Raw genomic sequence first — 17,547 nt, 5'->3', positions numbered from 1 at the left:
CACCCCCAGACCGGCAACGCCGGCCCCTCCCCCCTCCAGGGGGGAGGCATGACACATCAGGCCTCACCCCCCAGGCCGGCAACGCCGGCCCCTCCCCCCTCAAGGGGGGAGGCATGACACATCAGGCCTCACCCCCCAGGCCGGCAACGCCGGCCCCTCCCCCCTCCAGGGGGGAGGCATGACACTCGACCTGACGCCTGACGAGCTGCTCACCACTACCCGGGCGGTGCGCAAGCGCCTGGACCTCGACCGGCCCGTCGAGCGGGCGGTCATCGAGGAGTGCCTGGACATCGCGTTGCAGGCGCCCACGGGCTCCAACATGCAGAACTGGCACTGGGTCGTCGTCACCGAACCCGCCCTACGGGCCGAGCTCGCCGACCTCTACCGCGAGGGCGCGCGCGGGTACCTGCTCCCTGCCGACGGTGACGCGGCGGACGCGGCGCCCCCACCGGGAGACGACCAGCAGGCCCGCGTGGTCAGCTCGGCCCTGTACCTCGCCGAGCACCTCCACCGCGTCCCCGTCCACGTGATCCCGTGCGCCTGGGGACGCACGGACGGCGACGGGGCCGGCTCGGGTGCGCTGCCCTTCGGTGGCACGGCCCTACAGGCCGGCTTCTGGGGCTCGATCTTCCCGGCGATCTGGAGCTTCCAGCTCGCGCTGCGCGCGCGGGGTCTGGGCAGCTCGCTGACCACCCTGCACCTGACCCAGGAGCGTCGCGCCGCCGAGCTGCTGGGCATCCCCTACGAGCGCTGCACCCAGGCAGCGCTGCTGCCCGTGGCCTACACCATCGGCACCGACTTCCGAGCTGCGCAGCGCCGTGACGCCGCGTCGGTCGTGCACTGGGACCGCTGGTGACCACCGCGGAGCCCATGAGCGTCCAGGACGCCACCTTCCTGCACGTCGAGGACGATGTCACGCCGATGCACGTGGGCGGCGCCGCCATCCTCGAAGGGCCAGCGCCTGATCACGACGAGCTGATGGCGCGGTTCGCCGGCAAGCTGCACCTGGTCCCTCGCTACCGGCAGAAGGTGCGGTTCCTCCCCCTGCACCTCGGCACGCCGGTCTGGGTCGACGATCCCCACTTCAACCTCGACTACCACGTCCGACGGACGGCGTTGCCCTCGCCTGGCGGTGATCGCGAGCTGCACACGCTCGTCAGCCGGGTGATGTCGCAGCATCTCGACCGCGCCCGGCCGCTGTGGGAGATCTGGGCCGTCGAAGGCCTGTCGGAGGGACGCTGGGCACTGGTGTCCAAGGTCCATCACTGCATGGTCGACGGCGTCGCCGCGGCCGACCTCATGTCCGTGGTCTTCGACCGGGACGCCGAGTCGACGGTGGATGCGCCCGAACCGTGGTCCCCCGAGCCCGCCACGGACCTGGTCGGGGTCGTCCGACGGTCCGCCGTGGGTGCGCTGCGTCCGCTGGCCGGCCTGCGCGGCGCGACGGCGCTGTTCCGGGCGCCCCGTCGCGTGCTCGCCAAGGGCACCGAGGCGCTCCGTGCATCCCTTCCGTTCGCCCCGCTGCTGCGCCCCGCCAAGGCCACGTCGCTGAACGGCCCGATCGGTCCGCACCGGCGTTGGACCGTCGCCCGCGCCACCCTCGAGGACGTCCGGGCGGTCCGGGAGGGCCTCGGTGGGACCATCAACGACGTGGTGCTGACCGCCATCACAGGCGGGTTCCGCGACCTGCTCCAGGCACGCGGCGAACTCTCGGAGGTCGAGGTCGTCCGATCGCTCGTGCCGGTCTCCGTCCGGGCCGAGGGCGAGCGTGGCGTGCTGACGAACCGGGTGTCCGCGGTCTTCGCGGACCTACCGGTGGGGCTCGACGATGCGGTCGCGCGCCACGGCGAGATCCGCAGGCAGATGGACGGCCTCAAGCAGGCGCGGGGCGCCGTAGCCGGCGAGCGGCTGGTGCAGATGGCCGGCTTCGCCCCGCCGATGCTCGCGGCGATGGCCGGGCGACTGGCCACCCGGCTACCCCTGCGTACCTTCAACACCGCGACCACGAACGTCCCCGGGCCGCAGCAGACCCTCTACTTCGCCGGGCGCCGGCTGCTCGAGAGCGGCCCCCTGATCCCCCTGGCCGGCGGCGTCCGCATCGTGGTCGGGATCTTCTCCTACGACGGCACGCTCACCTTCGGGATCACCGGCGACTACGCCACCGCCTCCGACGTTGACGTGCTGGCCCGCGGGATCGAGGCGGGGCTCCGCGAACTGCTCGACCGGTCACGATCATCTGATCGTCCTGCAGGTCGACGTCCTCGGCGATCAGCCGACTCACCATCCGGTCCCGGCTGACGATCGTCTACGCGGCGGCGAGGCGCCCCGTCGTCTGCGTCAGGATCCGGCGGGCCACGACGGGCACGAGTTCGAGCAGCGAGCGGAACGCGCGTGGGTCGAACACGAGCAGCTCGACTTCGGTGGTAGCGGTCACGGTCGTGGGCTGGGCACCCGGGTGCAGAGCCGCGACCACCCCCACGACGTCTCCCGCGCCGAGGTCGGCCACGCTCCTGCCTCGGTACGTGACGATGGCGACCCCGTCGACGATGACCAGAGCCTCGCCGCCCCAGCGTCCCTCGCGGGTCAGCACGGTGCCGGCGGGGCGCGTGGTGAGATCACCGAGGCGGCCGATCGCGCGGACCTCGCGGCGGTCGCAGCCCTCGAACAGCGGGACCTCGCCCAGCCGGGCCAACTTGGTATCCCAGGTCGTCGACATGGCTCCCTCCTCCTGGCTTCTACGTTCATCTGGGTTCTCCAGACGGACTCAGCATAGCCGACCTGGGTTCGCAAGAGCAACTCAGGTGGTAGCCTGATCCCATGTCGAACGTGAGACTGGACTGGAGCGACGTCGAAGCGGGTGACTGCTCGGTGACCCGGACCGTCGACCTGCTCGGCGACGGCTGGTCGGTGCTCGTCCTGCGCGACGTCTTCAACGGCGTGCGCCGCTTCGATGACCTCACCGCTCACCTGGGGATCTCGCGCAGCGTGCTGACCGACCGGCTCGCCCGGCTCGTCGACGCGGGGGTGTTGGAGCGGCGCCCGTACCGCGAGCCGGGTGACCGCGAGCGCTTCGAGTACCGCCTGACCGGGAAGGGGCGTGACCTGCAGACCGTGCTCGTCGCGCTCATGGACTACGGCGATCGCTGGCTGCGCCACGAGGACGGCGGCCCGCCGGTCGTGCTGCGGCACGACGAATGCGACACCGAGGTGCACGCGCGGCTGGTGTGCGACCACGGCCACGTCGTCACCGATCGCCGCACCGTCCGCCTCGATCCGCTCGACTGAGTAGCGGCGCGTCGGCGCCAGCCCCGACCACCCGCGACGAGGCGCGTCGATGCCACACCCCCACCACCCGCGACGAGGAGTCGACGTGTCATCTCCGCGCGAGCGCTTCGCTCGGCTCCACGCCGATGGCACGTTCGTCCTGCCCAACGCGTGGGATATCGGCTCGGCTCGCATACTCGCGTCGCTGGGGTTCGAGGCGATCGCGACCACGAGCTCCGGCCACGCAGCCTCGCTCGGTCGGAAGGACCAGACCGTCACGGTCGACGAGTTGCTCGACCATGTCGGGGCGCTGGCTTCGTGCGTCGAGTTGCCCGTGAGCGTGGACGCCGAGCGCTGCTTCGCGACCACGCCTGACGGCGTGGCCGAAACCGTCCGCCGGCTCGCGCACGCGGGGCCGCGGGTGTCTCCATCGAGGACTACGCCCCAGGCGCCGGCATCGACTCGACCGAGCGGGCGGTCGAGCGGGTCGCAGCGGCGGCCGAGGTGGCACGGACGGAGGGCATGCTCCTGACCGCGCGCGCCGAGAACCACCTCTACGGCAACGACGATCTCGACGACACGATCGCGCGGCTGGTCGCGTACCGCGACGCCGGCGCGCACGTCGCCTACGCGCCTGGCCTGGTCGACCTCGACGACATCAGGCGGGTCGTGACCGAGGTGGAGATCCCGGTCAACGTCCTCGCGCGACCCGAGGGACCGACCGTCGCCGAACTGGAGGAGGTCGGCGTCCGGCGCGTCTCGACCGGTGGCGCGCTCGCGTTCGCGGCGTACGGGGCGCTGGCTGCAGCCGCCCGTGAGCTGCTGACGGCCGGCACCTCGACCTACGTGGACTCGGCGTTGTCGCGGGCTGACCGCGAGCGAGCGTTCAGGGGGATCCGCCCACCGACGTGAGCAACGTCAGCTCGAGTTCCGCGAGACGATCGGGATCGGCGATGAGCTGGCTGGCCGGGTCAATGCCCGTCGGTCAGCCGGCCGGCCGCGATGTAGGTGCGTCCTCGGGTGTGAACAGCAGTTCCAGGAAGGTGCGGTGGTGCTGGAGCTGCTGCGCCACCACCGCAGGGTCCTGCCTCACCTTCGACACGATGTAGGCGCCCTCGAACACGACCGTGATCTGCTCGGCGAGGCTGGGGAGATCGACGTCGCGTCGGGGCGGGTACTGGTCGGCGACCTCTTCGAGCTTGGCCGTGAGCCGTTCTCGCCAGGTCCGCATCGTCGATGCGATCACGTCCATGATCGGTTCGTCGAAGAGTCCGGCCTCGTAGCAGTACGAACCCATGAGGCAGCCGGGGTAGGGCTGGGTGAGCTCCGCAGCCTCTTCGCGGAACAGTCCGACGAACACCAGCAGCTGCTGGAGCGGGTCGGTACTGAGCTCTTCGGCCCGGCGCATCTTGTCCTCGAGGTGCCCCAGATCGAGTGCGGCGTACCGCTCGACCAGCGCGTGAGCCAGCTGTTGCTTCGAGGCGAAGTGGTGGAAGAACGCACCCTTGGTGACCCCGGCGATGGCAAGCACGTCGTCGATCGGGGTGCCCGCGAACCCGCGCTCGAGGATCAGCTGTTCGGCGGCGTCCATGATCGACGTCCGGGTTGCGGTGCCGTCTCTCGGCATGTGCTCCTCTGCGCTTCGTGGACCGGGGAACAGACTACATGGTCGGTCACTGACGGGCGGATATCTCCGGTTTGCGGCTTGAAACCTGACTGCAGATGCTGTTACATACCAACTAGTCGGTACACAACAGCCGCTCATCTGGAGGAGACGATGATCACCGCGACGACGCTCGACGGCGGCACGGTGCATCTGGGTGATGCCATGTCCGAGCTAGCCGACTCGCTGCGAGGGAAGCTGTTCCGGCCGGGTGGGGCCGGCTACGACGAGGCCCGCGCCGTGTGGAACGGGATGATCGATCGCAGACCCGCGTTGATCGCCCGATGCGCGGACGTCTCCGACGTTCAGGACGCGGTGCGGTTCGCCGCGTCCCACGGGGTGGGCATCGCGGTCCGGGGTGGAGGCCACAACGTCGCCGGCACCGCGATCGCAGACGGAGCACTCGTGATCGACCTGTCCGAGATGCGCGAGGTTCACATCGACCCCGACGGCCGTGTCGCCTCGGCTGTGGGAGGTGCCACGTGGGCCGACCTCGACGCCGCCACGCAGGCGCACGGGCTCGCCACCCCAGGCGGGGTCGTATCCGACACCGGCATCGGCGGCCTGACGCTCGGCGGCGGGATCGGATGGCTGCGACGCAAGCACGGCCTCACCTGCGACAATCTCGTGGGCGCCCAGGTCGTCACGGCGGACGGCGACGTCCGCGAGGCATCCACGGACCGTGACGCCGAACTGCTGTGGGGACTGCGGGGCGGTGGAGGCGGACTCGGCGTCGTGACCCGTTTCGACTACGAACTGCACCCGCTCGGTCCCGAGGTCTTCGTCGCGTTCGTCCTGTACCACGCGGACCGCACACCCGACATCCTCGCGGCGTACCGCGATCTCACCGCCGACTTGGAGGACGAGGTGTCCTCCTTCGCGATCTGTGGGACCGTCCCCGACGAGGACGACTTCCCCCAGGACATCTGGGGCGAGCCCTACGTGCTGCTGATGGCGTGCGCAGCGACCGACCTCGAGGCGGGTGAACGGCTGGTACAGCCGTTACGTGACCTCGGGGACCCGCTGGTCGACCTCAGCGGACCGATGCCCTTCGTCGAACTGCAGCAGATCCTGGACGCGGACTACCCCGACGGGATGCGCTACTACTGGAAGTCGCTCCACCTGCCGGATCTGTCCGACGGGGTGATCCAGCTCACGCGGGAGTGGGCCGAACGGCGTCCGTCCGATCTGTCGACCGTGGACATCTGGCACCTCGCTGGTCAGATGAGTCGGGTCGACGCCGACGCGACCGCCTTCGGCGATCGCAGCTCCCCGTACCTGCTGGGCGTCGAAGCCAACTGGCAGGATCCCGCCGCTGACGCCGACAACCTCGCCTGGACCCGCGACTGCATCGATGCGTTCCGGGACGTGTCGACGGGGCGTGAGTACCTGAACTTCCCTGGCTTCTTCGAGGACGGCGACCGCATGCGACGGATGGCTCACGGCGACGCCAACTACCAGCGGCTCGCGGCGCTGCGCGACCGCCTCGATCCCGACGGGCTCTTCGACCCGAGCGCTTGACGTCCCACGCCAGCTGGAGACCGATCGCCGCTAGCGCCGGACCAGGACGTCGCGTCCGGGGAGACGACTCGGCCCGGGCGGTTGCGACGGTGCATAGTGTGCTGCATACTGTGCTGCATGGCGACGTTGAACCGGAAGACCGTCAACTTCGACCCTCGCGACAGCGAGGTCGTCGGCCCCTTCCTGGAGGAAGGCACCGACGAGCATGCAGCGCTCGAACGGCTGGCCGGCGAACATCTGTCGTCCGATTCCGCGGAACTGCGTGCGCTGGTCCTGCTCGGGGCGCGCCGTGTCCGCGACAGCCTGTTGGAGGGGGCCTACAACGAGGCCGTCGATGCCGGTGACTTCGACGAGACGCGGGAGTGGGTCGAGCAGACGACCGCTGCGCGGCGCCGCCGCCGGTCGTGACCCCGCCCACGAACGAGCTGCTGCGCGGCACCGTCTGGAACTTCCGCTACCTCGCATCCGACACGCCCAAGCCCGTGGTGATCGTCTCCAACGACGGGCGCAACCGATCACGGTTCGAGTGGGTCCACGTCGTACGGATCACCAGCCGTCCGAAGCGTCCGCTGCCGACCATCGTGGACCTCACCGACGCGGACGCGCCGCTGGCCGGCCGCGCCATGGTCGACGAACTCGAGCTCGTCCACAAGGACGACCTCGAAGACCGCCGCGGCATGCTCAGCCCGACGACCATGCGGGACATCGACCAGGCCCTGCGCCACGTCCTAGCACTCGACTGATCCAGCAGACTGTCGTTGGGGAACGACACCTACGGGTGCGCCCTCCCACTGCTGTACACGTTCGGCCGGCGGCCGGACGCCGATCGCATGGCCGCAGCATTAGGTTAGGTGAACCTAAGATTCCTCGTTACCATGATGGGTAGGACGGTCCTGAGTCGGCTCGGGAGGTCGCGGCCGTGCACGATCCCTTCGCCTTGTGGCGCCGACCGGTCGCGTTCGCGACGGCGGAGATCGTCGTGCGGGAGCGTCGTGTCGCCCGGGGTGGGGAGGGGTCGGCGTGATCGTGTGTCACTGTCGCGTCGTGTCCGACCGCGAGGTCCGTGATGCGATCGCGTCCGGAGCGACGGAGGCATGTGCGCTCGCCGAGGTCTGCGGCGTGGGTAGCCGCTGCGGGGGGTGCCTGCCGGAGCTACGGCGGTTGCTCCGCGAGCACGGCTTGCCCGCCGAACAAGACCTGACCGCCGCCGAGATCCGGCGTCGGCTTGCGCGGGCGTCGGAGCCTGCCCCGGTGGAGGCTGCGGTGTAGGTTCGACCGTCTCACAAGGCTGGGAGGGTGGGGTGCAGGGCGACAGCGATGTGGTGGAGCTGCTCAACGAGGTACTGACCGCGGAGCTGACCGCGGTCAACCAGTACTTCCTGAACGCGAAGATGTTGGAGGGGTGGGGCCTGCCCGGCTTGGCCACGGTGTTCCGCGACCGGTCGATGGATGAGATGCGGGACGCCGAGGAGCTGATCGACCGGATCCTGTACCTCGAGGGCCACCCCAACCTCCAGCGGCTCGATGCGTTGCGGAGCGGGGAGAGCCCGAAGGAGATGATCGAGCTGGGGCTGCAGGTGGAGACCGAGGCGATCGATCGGCTCCGACGAGGGGTGGAGCTGGCGCTGGACAAGGGCGACATCGGCACCCGCGAGATGCTCGCCGGGATGCTCACCGACGAGGAGGAGCACGCCAACTACCTCGAGTCCCAGCTGGACGCGATCGAGCTCGTAGGGTTGCAGAACTACCTCGCCCGCTACACCACGCCGGAGTCGACCTGACCCCCGTCCCCGCCGACCGGCAGAGCCTCATCGAACGAGGGTCGACGCCTCCGGGTCGTCACCTCGGCATCGATGGACTTCTGTGCGTCACTGGTCCATAGTGGACGGGCTGGTCCGGAGCCTCCGCTGATCGCGGGTGTGGCCGGGTCGGCTGGAGGAGAAGCTGATGGCCTGGAACCTGTCCGGCACGTACTTCGAGAACTGCAACTGCGACGTCATCTGTCCTTGCACCTGGTCCGGTCTGCAGCAAGAAGCCACGCACGATCGTTGCCGGGCGTTCCTGGCGTTCCACGTCGAGCAAGGCGAGATCGATGGTGTCGATGTCGGGGGCCGCACGTTCGCGATGGTGATCGACTCGCCTGCGCTGATGTCCGAAGGTGGCTGGAAGGTCGGGGTGCTGCTCGACGACGGTGCTGACGAGTCCCAGGTCGAGGGGTTCCAGAGGGTGCTGTCGGGGCAGGCGGGGGGTGTGCCGGAGATGCTGGGGCCACTCATCGGGGAGATGGTGGGCTTCGAACAGGTCCCGGTGTCCTTCGAGGAGACCGACGGACACCACCGCGCCAGCTTCGGTGATGCTGCCTCGCTCGGGGTCGACGACATCTACTCCACTGAGGACAGCGAAGGGCCGGTCCGGCTCTCCAACGTGTTCCATCCGGCCAACGACACGCTGACGATGGCGCGCGGGGCGGATGGCAACCGCGTCGACGTGTTCGGGATCTCGTTCGAAGGAGCGGGTACGAGCGGCTTCGCCGCGCCGTTCAGCTGGTCGGGCTGACCTTTGTCCGCCGCTGGGCACCCAGCTCTGCTGCGGTGGACGCCGCCACTCATGGCGTTGTCGGTGGTGGCGGCTGGCCTGTGGGTCCTGACGTTCGCCCGGACCGCAGGCATGGGAGGCATGCCCGGCACGATGGGGCTCAGCGTCGGGGCGTTCAGCGGCATGTGGGCACTCATGATGGCCGCCATGATGCTGCCATCCGTGGCACCGGTGGGCGTGCTGTACTCCCGGACGTTCCAACGACACCGGACCGTGCGGCTCGTCGCCTTCACGAGCACCTACCTGGCCGTCTGGGCCCTCTCCGCGGTACCGGCGTGGGCAGCGTTGCGGGCCGTCGAGGTCCAGTTGGGCTCGGGACGTAGCGGGACCGCCATCGCGTCGGTGGTGTTCGCCACCGTGGGCGTCTGGCAACTCAGTCCGTTCAAACAGCGATGCCTGCGGCAGTGCCGGTCACCGATCTCGCAGCTCGTGCACTACGCATCGTTCACCGGTCCGTTCCGAGAAGTGCGGGTGGCCGTGCGCCATGCGGGGTACTGCCTCGGGTGCTGTTGGGCGCTGATGGCCTTGTTCATCGTGGTCGGCACGATGCACCTCGGTGCCATGGTCGCTCTGGCGGCAGTCGTGGCCGCAGAGAAGTTGCTGCCCCGGGGCGAGCAACTCGCCCTCTCGACGGGGGTGCTCTCGTTACTCGCCGCCGTGGCCGTGTGGTGGCTCCCTGGCATCGCTCCCGGCCTGACCTGACGGTCGCCCGACGCCGACCTGACCGGCCGTCACCCGGTTGGTGGCGACGTTCGAGGGCGCTGGATACCGTCGCCGCGTCGACGGAGTCACGCATGCGCTTGCTGGGCTGGCTGGTCTGGCTCGACCGCCGAGTCCATCTCGATCGTGCTGAACCGCCGGTGTGGCTGTGGCGTGGGCTTTGGACGTTCCTGTTCCTACTACTTGTCGCCGGGGTGACTGCGCTGGTGCGGGGCGAAGCCGGTGCTGCCGGTGTCATCTTCGGCTTCGTCGTGCTCAACGCGGTGGTGTTGTACATCGGTGCGAACCGCGGACCTTCTGGCGTGCCGCTGCTCAGCGTCCTGGTGGGTGGGATGGCGTTCGCGTTGACATGGTTCGTTCTCGCAGTGGCGCTGGGTCGACGGGTGGTCGAGGCTCTCGCAGCAGCGGGCATCGGTGGCATCACCTTCACGCTCGTCGGAACTCTCGTGCGACGAGCGATCGACCGTGACGAGCATCACGTGTTGCCCACTCGCGACACACATAGGTAGGGCGGGTTGGTTGATCCAGCTATCCCAACCGGTGACACGATGCGCCCGACAACGCCGGCTGACGCGACCTGGTGTTGCCCGTTCGTCAGGTCGCGGGGATCGTCGCTCAACCTACGAGGGCTTGCAGGAACCGCTCGCGCTCGAGGTCCGTGAGCTCACGCCGGACGGGGTGGTGACGGCGGAGGAGGTGTTCGAGCTCGACGTGCCGTTGCCCAACGTCGCCTCGATGCAGACGGCCCCGCCCGTCCCTCCTAGCGCGGCGGCCACTCCCGTCTCCTCGCCATGCTGCGGGTTTCCGTCAGGCGCGCTCGACCGCGACCGCGAGGTCATCGAGCGTGAGCGGACCCTCGGTCGTGCCCCAGGCGATGTCGGCCGCGTCTCGACCGGTCACGATCCGGACGAGCGTCCCCACCGGCGCTAGCCCCGTCGCGTCGAGGAGACGCCACGCGACCCCGTTGTGCGCCTCGACCACCGCGTGGAAGTCCGGTGGGTCGAGGTCGAGCGCGTAGGCGGCGACGAGCCGCGCCGGGATGCCGAGCCCGCGCAGCAGCGACGCGGTGAGGTGCGCGAGGTCACGGCAGACGCCGGTCCGCCGCAGGAGGGTCTCGTCGGCCGCCGTGTGGACGTCACTCGTGCCGGGGACGTAGGCGACGTTGGCTTCGACCCACCGGCGTACCTGCTCGAGCAGAGCGCCGGTGCGGGGCGCGTCGCCGAACAGCGCCTCGGCACTCGGCCCGATGACGTCGGACGGGCAGTACCTGCTCGGGAGGGTCCAGCGCAACAGACCGAGGTCGAGGTCGCTCAGCGTCGGGAGCTCGATGTCGGTGTCCGGGACCTCGTCGTCGACCTCGACCGTCGCGGTGTAGCGGAGCCTGACCGGTCCCGCGGTCGCGTGCAGGCGCAGCGGTCGGGCGCCGTCCCAGCGGACGCCGGGGTCCTCGACCTCCGCCCCGTCGACCTCGAGGTGCTCGTCGCGGACCCGCTGTGCATCCGTCTCGCCGACGCGCACGAGCAGCACCGCCGTCGCGTCTTCCTCGGCGGTCCAGTCGACCGCGGAACGGACGTTCAGCAGCGGCATGGGATCCGTTCGGTCCGTGGGGCGGAGGAGCCGAAGGTAACCGCCGCGCGGGTCCCGCTCCGGACGTGCACCGCTCTGGCATGCTGGCTGGCTCAGCCCACGGGGCGGAGAGCGGAGGAGCGACGGTGGACGACGTCGAGGAGATCGCCGCTCTCGAGCGGGCGGTCATGGACGCGGTGCGCGACCGCGACATGGCCCGGCTCGAACGGCTCCTCGGCGACGACTTCACGCTCACGACGGGGAGGCGTGGCCGCGAGGTCCGGTCGCGCGCCGAGTGGCTCGAGGTGACCGACCGCGAGTACGTCATCGACGACTACGCGTTCGAGGAGCTCGAGGTCCAGCACTACGGCACCTGCGCGATCGCCCGCAGTCGCTACCGCCAGCTCGGCCGCATGGGCGGGGAGCGGCGGGACGGCACCTACCGGATGACCGACGTGTGGGTCCGGATGCCGGAGGGGTGGCGGCTCCAGGCGCGCCACGCCCAGCCCCTCACCGGCGACGGCGCGCGGTGAGGGCGGTCGCGGCGCCGAGCGCGCCGAGCGCGATGCCGGCGAGCCCGCCGCCGGTCGCCGGCAGCCCACCGGCCCCGTCGTCCGGCGCAGGGGCGTGCTCGGGTGATGCCGCGGCATCGCCCTCAGCGGCGCCATCGGCAGCGGTCGCCCACGCGGTGAGCACATCGGCCGGCACCCGGCCCGCCTCGAGATGCTTCGGTCCCGCGCCGGTCGGGACTCGTGCCACCTCGCTACGCGTCGCGTAGGACACGAACGAGACCGTGCCGTCGCCGGTGTTCGCGACGACGCAGTGCCCGCCGTCCGGGGTCGTGAGCGACCAGCTCGGCCTGTCACCGACGTCGACGATCGCGGTCGGCTCGAAGCTCGCGACGTCGACCAGGGCGACGTAGTCGGACGCGCGACCGGCGAGGCACAGGGTCGTGCCGTCGAGCGACAGGGCGAGGCCATGGTGCGGCGCCTCGAACGAGTAGTCGTCCTCGGTCACCCCGTCGTCGATCGGCAGCTCGAGACGTCGAGTCTCGACCGCCGCCTCGAGGTCGTACTCGATCACACCGTGCAGCTGCGACAGCTGCGCGTACACCCGGGTCTCGGAGGCGTCCAGCGCGAAGGGGCGGATGCCGCGGTCGAACTCGTGGGTCTCGAGCGTCTCGAGCGTGGCCGTGTCGATGATCCGCAGCTGGTACGGCGACGGTACCCCCGGAAGCGCGATCCGGGCGTCCCGCGTCTCCTCCGGCGTGACGATGTTGCCGATGCTCGCGTTGTAGAGGCGCTCGCCGTCGCGGCTGAGGTGGTTGTCGTGCGGCCACTCGCCGGTCGCGGCCGACCCGACGACCGTGCCGTCGGACGTGTCGAAGACCTCGACCACGTCGGTCGTGAGCGACGAGACGTACAGCCGGGTCCCGTCGGCGGACAAGGTCGCGTGGTCGGCGCGGATGCCGTCGACCGGGGTCTTCCAGCGGAGTTCGCCCGACGCGAGGTCGAAGGCGGCGACGTCACCGCGGTGGCCCCGAGAGACGTAGAGCGTGCGACCGTCGGGGGAGAGGTCCTGGTCCTGCGCGAGGTTCTCGCCGCCCGCGGCCTCGACGAGCTGCTGGCCGATGGTCGCCTGCACCGGGTCGTCCTCGCCCAGCTCGGCGCTCTCGCCGTCGGGAACGACGTCGAGCTGGAGGAGCAGCGCGAAGGTGGCGGCGTCGACCGCCGTGACCGTGCCGCCCTCGGCGTTGGCGACGAACACGACGTCGCGGCTCGGGGCGCCGTCGGGCGTGTCTGCGGCGAGCAGGAGGCCGGCGAGCGCCAGCACGGTGGCCGCTGTTGTCGTCATGGTGGTCCTGTCAGCGCCCTTCTCGTCGGTGAGCGTGTTCGACGCGGGGATGCCCGCGTCCTGCGTCCGGCAGGTCTGCTAACGAGGTCGCCTCTGGCACGGCACATCCGTTGGACTGCGTTGTATCGGGCGTTCTTGCGACGCTTGCATTCCGCTGCTGCAACATGCAGACTAGCGCTATGACGACCTCCATCACGATCCGCAACGTCCCCGAGGACGCTCACAACGAGCTGTCTGCTCGTGCGCGACGCAGCGGCCGGTCCCTACAGGAGTACCTGCGGTCCGAGCTGATCGAGCTCGCCCGTCAGCCTGACCCGGCCGACCTGATGGAGCGCGTCCGACAGCGTAAGCAACAGACCGGCAGCAGACTGTCGGCAGACCGGATCGTGGAGCATCGGGCCGCGGACCGCCGATGACACTGGTGGTCGACGCCAGCGTGGTCACCTCAGCGCTCATCGACGCTGGACCGGACGGCACGTGGGCTGAGGACTTGCTCGCCAACGATCACGTCATCGCTCCGCACCTGATGCCCGCCGAGGTCGCGAACATCCTGCGTCGCGCTGCTCTCGCAGGCGACGTCTCGGTGGATGTCGCGTCGCTGGCGTTGGCGGATCTGCTCGACCTCCGGATCGAACTGTTCCCCTTCCGCCCCTTGGCGCCACGTGTCTGGGAGCTCCGCAACACCGTCACCGCCTACGACGCCTGGTACGTGGCCCTCGCGGAGTCCTACGACGTCCCGTGCGCAACGCTCGATACCCGGCTCGCGGCCGCCCCTGGACCCCTCTGCACGTTCAGAACCACCACGTCGTAGCCGCCGAGACACGACGCAGGAGACTGCGGGATGACGCGCGCGCCGGCTACCTCCCGGTCTTCGATCCTGGCGGCGTACGACCGTGTCGTATGCGCGGGCGGACGGATGGCATCGTCGGCGCATGAGGACCGACAGCGAGCTCGGTCAGCGGCTGCCGAAGTCGAGTGGTAGTCGCGCGTGTTGCGCGTAGGCGCTCGCCAGGACGGTGCCATCACTACCGACTACCGCGGTCCCGCCGTTGATGCGCCGTTCGTCCTCCGAGATGAGCCAACCGAGGACCGCCACGGGCCGCCCGACGGGGACGGGATGCTCGATGGTGGCAGCGAGGCTGGTCAACGCCGGGAAGAAGGTCAGCTCGGCCAGACCGCCGCGCACGACCGCGATGCCAGCCGGGCAGTCGAGCGCTCCCCAAACGATGTGGGCATCGACGACCGCGCCGATGCTCGAGACCGAGTCGTCGGGGGTCCACACCGTCGACCACACCTGCGTGCCCGGCAGATGCCGGGGGCAGATGCGAAGTCCATCGTCACGCGGACCGCACACGAAGCATTCCGGGGCCCGATGCCTCTCCGGGGGCGGGGTCGTGCCGCGCTCGAGTGTCCGCTCGAGCACGGCGCCCTGGAGCGGCGGCTCAACCGGAGTGGCCGCGGGGCTGGCTTCCATCACGAGTTCCTGGCCATCGAAAACGTGCACGGCACCGTCAACTCGACGTACCCCAAGGGGTCGGTCGAGCGGCGGCGGTCGTCGCAGGCGCACGGTGGCTGGGCCCTCGATGAACCTGGCAGCGAGCCCCGCCGACACGCCACCGTTCCCCGAACGAAGCGGTCCCCGGAAGCGGCGATCGATCGTCACGACCTCGGTCGAGGCCTCCTCATCGGGCATCTGCCTCCCCTTACGAAGTCCCCGCGGGTGTTTTACCAGTCGGGGGAACCGAGTGCTCGCGCAGGATGTGGGCCAACCTGTTCTAGCGAGGCTCGAGCTTGGTGACGGTCTGCACCTTGTCGATGTCGCGATCGAAGCTGGCGACGAGCCCCTGACCATCGATCTCCGCACACGCCGCCAGGTAGCAGTCGGTGAAGTCGATGGCATGGAGCTCGTAGATCTCCAGCGCACGCAGAAGCCGGTCCTCGTCATCCACCGTGACGGCCTCGAAGGCGACGGCCGAGCGAAGCAGGCGTGCCGTGTCCGCAGGTGGGACCTCGTAGAACGACTCGAGCACGTACACGGTCTCGGCAGCGACCACGTCAGTCAGGTGCAGGTCCGTCGCAGCCGCGAGCAGGGAGGTGGCCCGACGGGCCTGTGCCGGAGGGTCGCCGGTGAAGTGGCGCACCAGGATGTTGGTGTCGAGGAAGGTCGTCATCCTCGCGTGGCTCGCTGGCGACGCGTTCGTTCACGGATGGTCGACCAGTCGGCGCCCTGCTTGCCTGCTGGGACCGGTACGGCGCCCGCCAGGTCGAGCAGGTCGGGCGTTCGGGACAGGACCGCCCGCCCATCGAAGATGCGGAAGACGACCTTGTCGCCTTCGTGCAGGTCCAACGCATCCCGGACCTGCTTCGGGATCGTGATCTGCCCCTTGGACGTGACCTTCGCTGAGCCGGCAGGGGCGTCGCAACCACTCGCCGCGGGAGTCCGACGCGGGACGTGATCTGCCTCACCGACACGGCGGTGTGCTTCCGATCCGGGCCACGGCGACGACCTGGTGGTCGAGGTTCGCGACACCGTGGCCCTTGCCCGGTGGCATCTCGGGCACATCGAGTGGGCACCGCGCTCAGGTCGGGCGGGATCGTCGTCCATGGACCGACGAGCCTGCGACGGGCACGAGAGGTTGCGCTTCGACGGGACGTGACACGGACCCCTGTTGGCAGCGACGCGCGGGGGTGAAGTCGGCACGAAGGTGGGGTGAGATCTCCCCCTCCCGCACCCCGCCGTCCACCCGTGCCCCCCGCCCCGCACCGGCGTAGGCGGTTCTATACCTCAGCGGTACAGAACGACCGACACGTGGTGGAGCGGGCGGAGCGCAACCTGGCCGGGTACGGCCCGCTGGCTCCGCTGCTGGACGATGACGATGTGTGGGAGATCATGATCAACGCGCCGGAGGCGATCTTCGTCCGGCGCCACCGCGGCACCTCCGGCGACCTCGACCCGGGCACCTACGCCACCCCCGCGGCGCTCAAGGACGCCATGATGGCGCGGCTGCGGTCTGCCTACTACGCGTTCGAGCTGGACAAGCACCAGAAGCACATCGACGCCATCAACGCACCCGACTACCAGCTCATTTTCGGCTGGCGGCAGTCGAAGCGGCGGCCGAACACGCCGCCTACCCGCCCGAAGCGGACGGTCGGTGAGCCTCGCTCTACCAGCTCCTCACGACCGGCTTCGTACGCCGGGACCCGACCCCGGCGCAGGTGGAGAGGGGGCCGGGTTCGGCATGAACCGCCACTTCTACGAGGCCATGGTCGAGCACGGCTTCGATCCGGGCGGGGCGTGGGACACCATGGACACGATGCACTTCGACTACGTGCCTGGCTTCGCGAAGCTCATGGAGACGCGGCGAGACAGTCGGCCCGATGCGCGGCTGGCTCGGCAAGGGCGCGACGTAGCCGAGCGCAGCCGCCTGGCCCTCTTACGCGGGCGGTAGCAGCGCCAGCTTCTCGGTGTTGGGCAGCGCCAGTGGTTGCAGCGCAGCGTCCCCATGCGCGACGGCCCCGACCGCGTGACCGTTCTCGTCGCGGACGATGTTCCCCTCGGCATCAGAGTTGCTGGCTGTCGGTGGCAAGGTGGTGGCTGTGCCAGGAGGTGTCGAGCGGTCCGCGCTAGGTGGGGTGGTCGATGCGCGAGGTGGGAGGAGGATGCCGGCACCGGTTGCTGCGACCTGCGGCTCTGGTTCCGTTTCGAGTTCTCGGTCTGTTCGACGATCTTGGCGATGCGGCGACCGGAAGCGATGGGCGCCGCGCACCGGATGTCAGCTGGAGGGCGCAATACTCGCGGTAGCAACGGGACTTTCCCGATCGGAAGCCGTCCAGAACGGATCCTGAGCGGGTGTGAGCCGGCCTGCCAGCCACGTGAACAAACGCGCGGTGACAGCTGGGCAGCCTCGGCGAAACCTCAGGCCAACAGTTCATCGTGACAACGCACGGCAGGCGCTGGACGCGTCCTCGTGACAAAGCGCTAGACGAACGGGATGATCGGCGTGAACCGCCACGGACCTGGCATGGCTCCGTGTCACGATCGAAGGGATGAGACGATGCTCGACCCAGAACTGAGAGCCGACCTGGAACGCCATTGGGAGTACGCGGGCATCGACGAGGACATCGCCCACGAGGTCTACGCGGACGATGCCGTCCTCGAGTTCCCTCAGGGCGGTGAGCGCTACGAGGGCGTCGAGAACTTCCGCGAGTGGCGCCGACAGTACCCAGCGGACCTCGCCTTCAAGATCCGCCGGCTGAACCGCTGGGGGGACCTCGTCGTAGCCGAGCTCCTCATCAGCTATGACGGCGCACCGCCGATGTTCACGGTCAACCTGATCGAGCTTGACGCTGGCGACAAGATCGCC

General features: G+C 69.7%; 23 protein-coding genes and 1 pseudogene. 17 read left to right on the top strand and 7 right to left on the bottom strand.

Annotated elements, in window-relative coordinates:
- Positions 1–178 precede the first annotated feature (178 nt).
- Entirely contained in the window at positions 179–856 is a 678-nt protein-coding gene (locus KY469_20600) for a nitroreductase family protein (GenBank protein ID MBW3665502.1), read from the top strand.
- Between the two features lie 14 nt (positions 857–870).
- Positions 871–2,298 carry a wax ester/triacylglycerol synthase family O-acyltransferase gene (locus tag KY469_20595; GenBank protein MBW3665501.1) on the top strand — a complete coding sequence of 476 codons (1,428 nt, stop codon included), beginning with the start codon at positions 871–873 and terminating at the stop codon, positions 2,296–2,298.
- A 7-nt stretch (positions 2,299–2,305) separates the two neighbouring features.
- Here KY469_20595 and KY469_20590 read toward each other — a convergent pair whose 3' ends face one another.
- Positions 2,306–2,716, bottom strand: coding sequence for a cyclic nucleotide-binding domain-containing protein (locus KY469_20590; GenBank protein MBW3665500.1), 411 nt, complete (start codon positions 2,714–2,716; stop codon positions 2,306–2,308).
- A gap of 116 nt (positions 2,717–2,832) precedes the next feature.
- Here KY469_20590 and KY469_20585 point away from each other — a divergent pair, with 116 nt between their 5' ends.
- On the top strand, positions 2,833–3,285 hold the full coding sequence (locus tag KY469_20585) for a helix-turn-helix transcriptional regulator (GenBank protein MBW3665499.1): 453 nt from the start codon (positions 2,833–2,835) through the stop codon (positions 3,283–3,285).
- 49 nt (positions 3,286–3,334) lie between these two features.
- A pseudogene (locus KY469_20580) lies at positions 3,335–4,176 on the top strand (isocitrate lyase/phosphoenolpyruvate mutase family protein).
- Between the two features lie 73 nt (positions 4,177–4,249).
- Here KY469_20580 and KY469_20575 read toward each other — a convergent pair.
- A complete protein-coding gene (locus KY469_20575) occupies positions 4,250–4,891 on the bottom strand; it encodes a TetR/AcrR family transcriptional regulator (protein ID MBW3665498.1) in 642 nt (213 codons plus the stop codon).
- A gap of 201 nt (positions 4,892–5,092) precedes the next feature.
- Between KY469_20575 and KY469_20570 the strand changes: the two genes are divergently transcribed.
- From KY469_20570 to KY469_20535, 8 genes are all read left to right on the top strand, one after another.
- Positions 5,093–6,448: an FAD-binding oxidoreductase gene (locus KY469_20570; GenBank protein MBW3665497.1), complete on the top strand. Its 1,356-nt coding sequence runs from the start codon at positions 5,093–5,095 to the stop codon at positions 6,446–6,448.
- A 126-nt stretch (positions 6,449–6,574) separates the two neighbouring features.
- Complete coding sequence (locus tag KY469_20565) at positions 6,575–6,856, top strand: hypothetical protein (GenBank protein ID MBW3665496.1); 282 nt, start codon at positions 6,575–6,577, stop codon at positions 6,854–6,856.
- A complete protein-coding gene (locus KY469_20560; protein ID MBW3665495.1) occupies positions 6,853–7,191 on the top strand; it encodes a type II toxin-antitoxin system PemK/MazF family toxin in 339 nt (112 codons plus the stop codon). Before KY469_20565 ends, KY469_20560 begins: the two co-directional genes overlap by 4 nt.
- Positions 7,192–7,468: 277 nt before the next feature.
- Complete coding sequence (locus KY469_20555; GenBank protein ID MBW3665494.1) at positions 7,469–7,717, top strand: (2Fe-2S)-binding protein; 249 nt, start codon at positions 7,469–7,471, stop codon at positions 7,715–7,717.
- 32 nt (positions 7,718–7,749) lie between these two features.
- Positions 7,750–8,229 carry a bacterioferritin gene (bfr, locus tag KY469_20550; GenBank protein ID MBW3665493.1) on the top strand — a complete coding sequence of 160 codons (480 nt, stop codon included), beginning with the start codon at positions 7,750–7,752 and terminating at the stop codon, positions 8,227–8,229.
- 166 nt (positions 8,230–8,395) lie between these two features.
- Positions 8,396–9,004 (top strand): DUF1326 domain-containing protein, encoded by a 609-nt coding sequence (locus KY469_20545; protein ID MBW3665492.1) that lies wholly within the window; start codon positions 8,396–8,398, stop codon positions 9,002–9,004.
- A 51-nt stretch (positions 9,005–9,055) separates the two neighbouring features.
- Entirely contained in the window at positions 9,056–9,745 is a 690-nt protein-coding gene (locus KY469_20540) for a DUF2182 domain-containing protein (protein MBW3665491.1), read from the top strand.
- A 92-nt stretch (positions 9,746–9,837) separates the two neighbouring features.
- Positions 9,838–10,272 (top strand): hypothetical protein, encoded by a 435-nt coding sequence (locus tag KY469_20535; protein MBW3665490.1) that lies wholly within the window; start codon positions 9,838–9,840, stop codon positions 10,270–10,272.
- A gap of 298 nt (positions 10,273–10,570) precedes the next feature.
- Here the strand turns inward: KY469_20535 and KY469_20530 are convergent, their stop codons facing one another.
- Positions 10,571–11,350, bottom strand: a complete 780-nt coding sequence (locus KY469_20530; GenBank protein MBW3665489.1) for a transglutaminase family protein — start codon at positions 11,348–11,350, stop codon at positions 10,571–10,573.
- A 125-nt stretch (positions 11,351–11,475) separates the two neighbouring features.
- Between KY469_20530 and KY469_20525 the strand changes: the two genes are divergently transcribed.
- Positions 11,476–11,862: a nuclear transport factor 2 family protein gene (locus KY469_20525; GenBank protein MBW3665488.1), complete on the top strand. Its 387-nt coding sequence runs from the start codon at positions 11,476–11,478 to the stop codon at positions 11,860–11,862.
- Here KY469_20525 and KY469_20520 read toward each other — a convergent pair.
- Complete coding sequence (locus KY469_20520) at positions 11,840–13,183, bottom strand: serine/threonine protein kinase (protein MBW3665487.1); 1,344 nt, start codon at positions 13,181–13,183, stop codon at positions 11,840–11,842. The two genes, KY469_20525 and KY469_20520, sit on opposite strands and share 23 nt — an antisense overlap.
- 179 nt (positions 13,184–13,362) lie before the next feature.
- On the opposite strand from KY469_20520, the gene KY469_20515 reads away from it, so the two are divergent.
- Both KY469_20515 and KY469_20510 read left to right on the top strand, forming a co-directional pair.
- Positions 13,363–13,599, top strand: a complete 237-nt coding sequence (locus KY469_20515; protein ID MBW3665486.1) for a hypothetical protein — start codon at positions 13,363–13,365, stop codon at positions 13,597–13,599.
- Complete coding sequence (locus tag KY469_20510; GenBank protein ID MBW3665485.1) at positions 13,596–13,994, top strand: type II toxin-antitoxin system VapC family toxin; 399 nt, start codon at positions 13,596–13,598, stop codon at positions 13,992–13,994. Before KY469_20515 ends, KY469_20510 begins: the two co-directional genes overlap by 4 nt.
- 144 nt (positions 13,995–14,138) lie before the next feature.
- Here KY469_20510 and KY469_20505 read toward each other — a convergent pair whose 3' ends face one another.
- The 3 genes from KY469_20505 to KY469_20495 form a co-directional block, all read right to left on the bottom strand.
- Positions 14,139–14,876, bottom strand: coding sequence for a hypothetical protein (locus KY469_20505; GenBank protein MBW3665484.1), 738 nt, complete (start codon positions 14,874–14,876; stop codon positions 14,139–14,141).
- A gap of 82 nt (positions 14,877–14,958) precedes the next feature.
- Positions 14,959–15,354 (bottom strand): type II toxin-antitoxin system VapC family toxin, encoded by a 396-nt coding sequence (locus KY469_20500; protein ID MBW3665483.1) that lies wholly within the window; start codon positions 15,352–15,354, stop codon positions 14,959–14,961.
- Positions 15,351–15,746, bottom strand: coding sequence for an AbrB/MazE/SpoVT family DNA-binding domain-containing protein (locus KY469_20495; GenBank protein ID MBW3665482.1), 396 nt, complete (start codon positions 15,744–15,746; stop codon positions 15,351–15,353). The genes KY469_20500 and KY469_20495 overlap by 4 nt, the downstream gene beginning before the upstream one ends.
- Positions 15,747–16,422: 676 nt before the next feature.
- Here KY469_20495 and KY469_20490 point away from each other — a divergent pair.
- Positions 16,423–16,632 (top strand): M15 family metallopeptidase, encoded by a 210-nt coding sequence (locus KY469_20490; protein ID MBW3665481.1) that lies wholly within the window; start codon positions 16,423–16,425, stop codon positions 16,630–16,632.
- A 606-nt stretch (positions 16,633–17,238) separates the two neighbouring features.
- The coding region (locus KY469_20485) for a nuclear transport factor 2 family protein (GenBank protein ID MBW3665480.1) at positions 17,239–17,547 on the top strand (309 nt) is incomplete at its 3' end.

It is taken from the genome of Actinomycetota bacterium (genome assembly GCA_019347575.1).
Classification (GTDB): Bacteria; Actinomycetota; Nitriliruptoria; order Nitriliruptorales; family Nitriliruptoraceae; genus JAHWKY01.
Note: the sequence above shows the minus strand (reverse complement) of the source record. Positions and strands in the feature narration are given on the sequence as shown.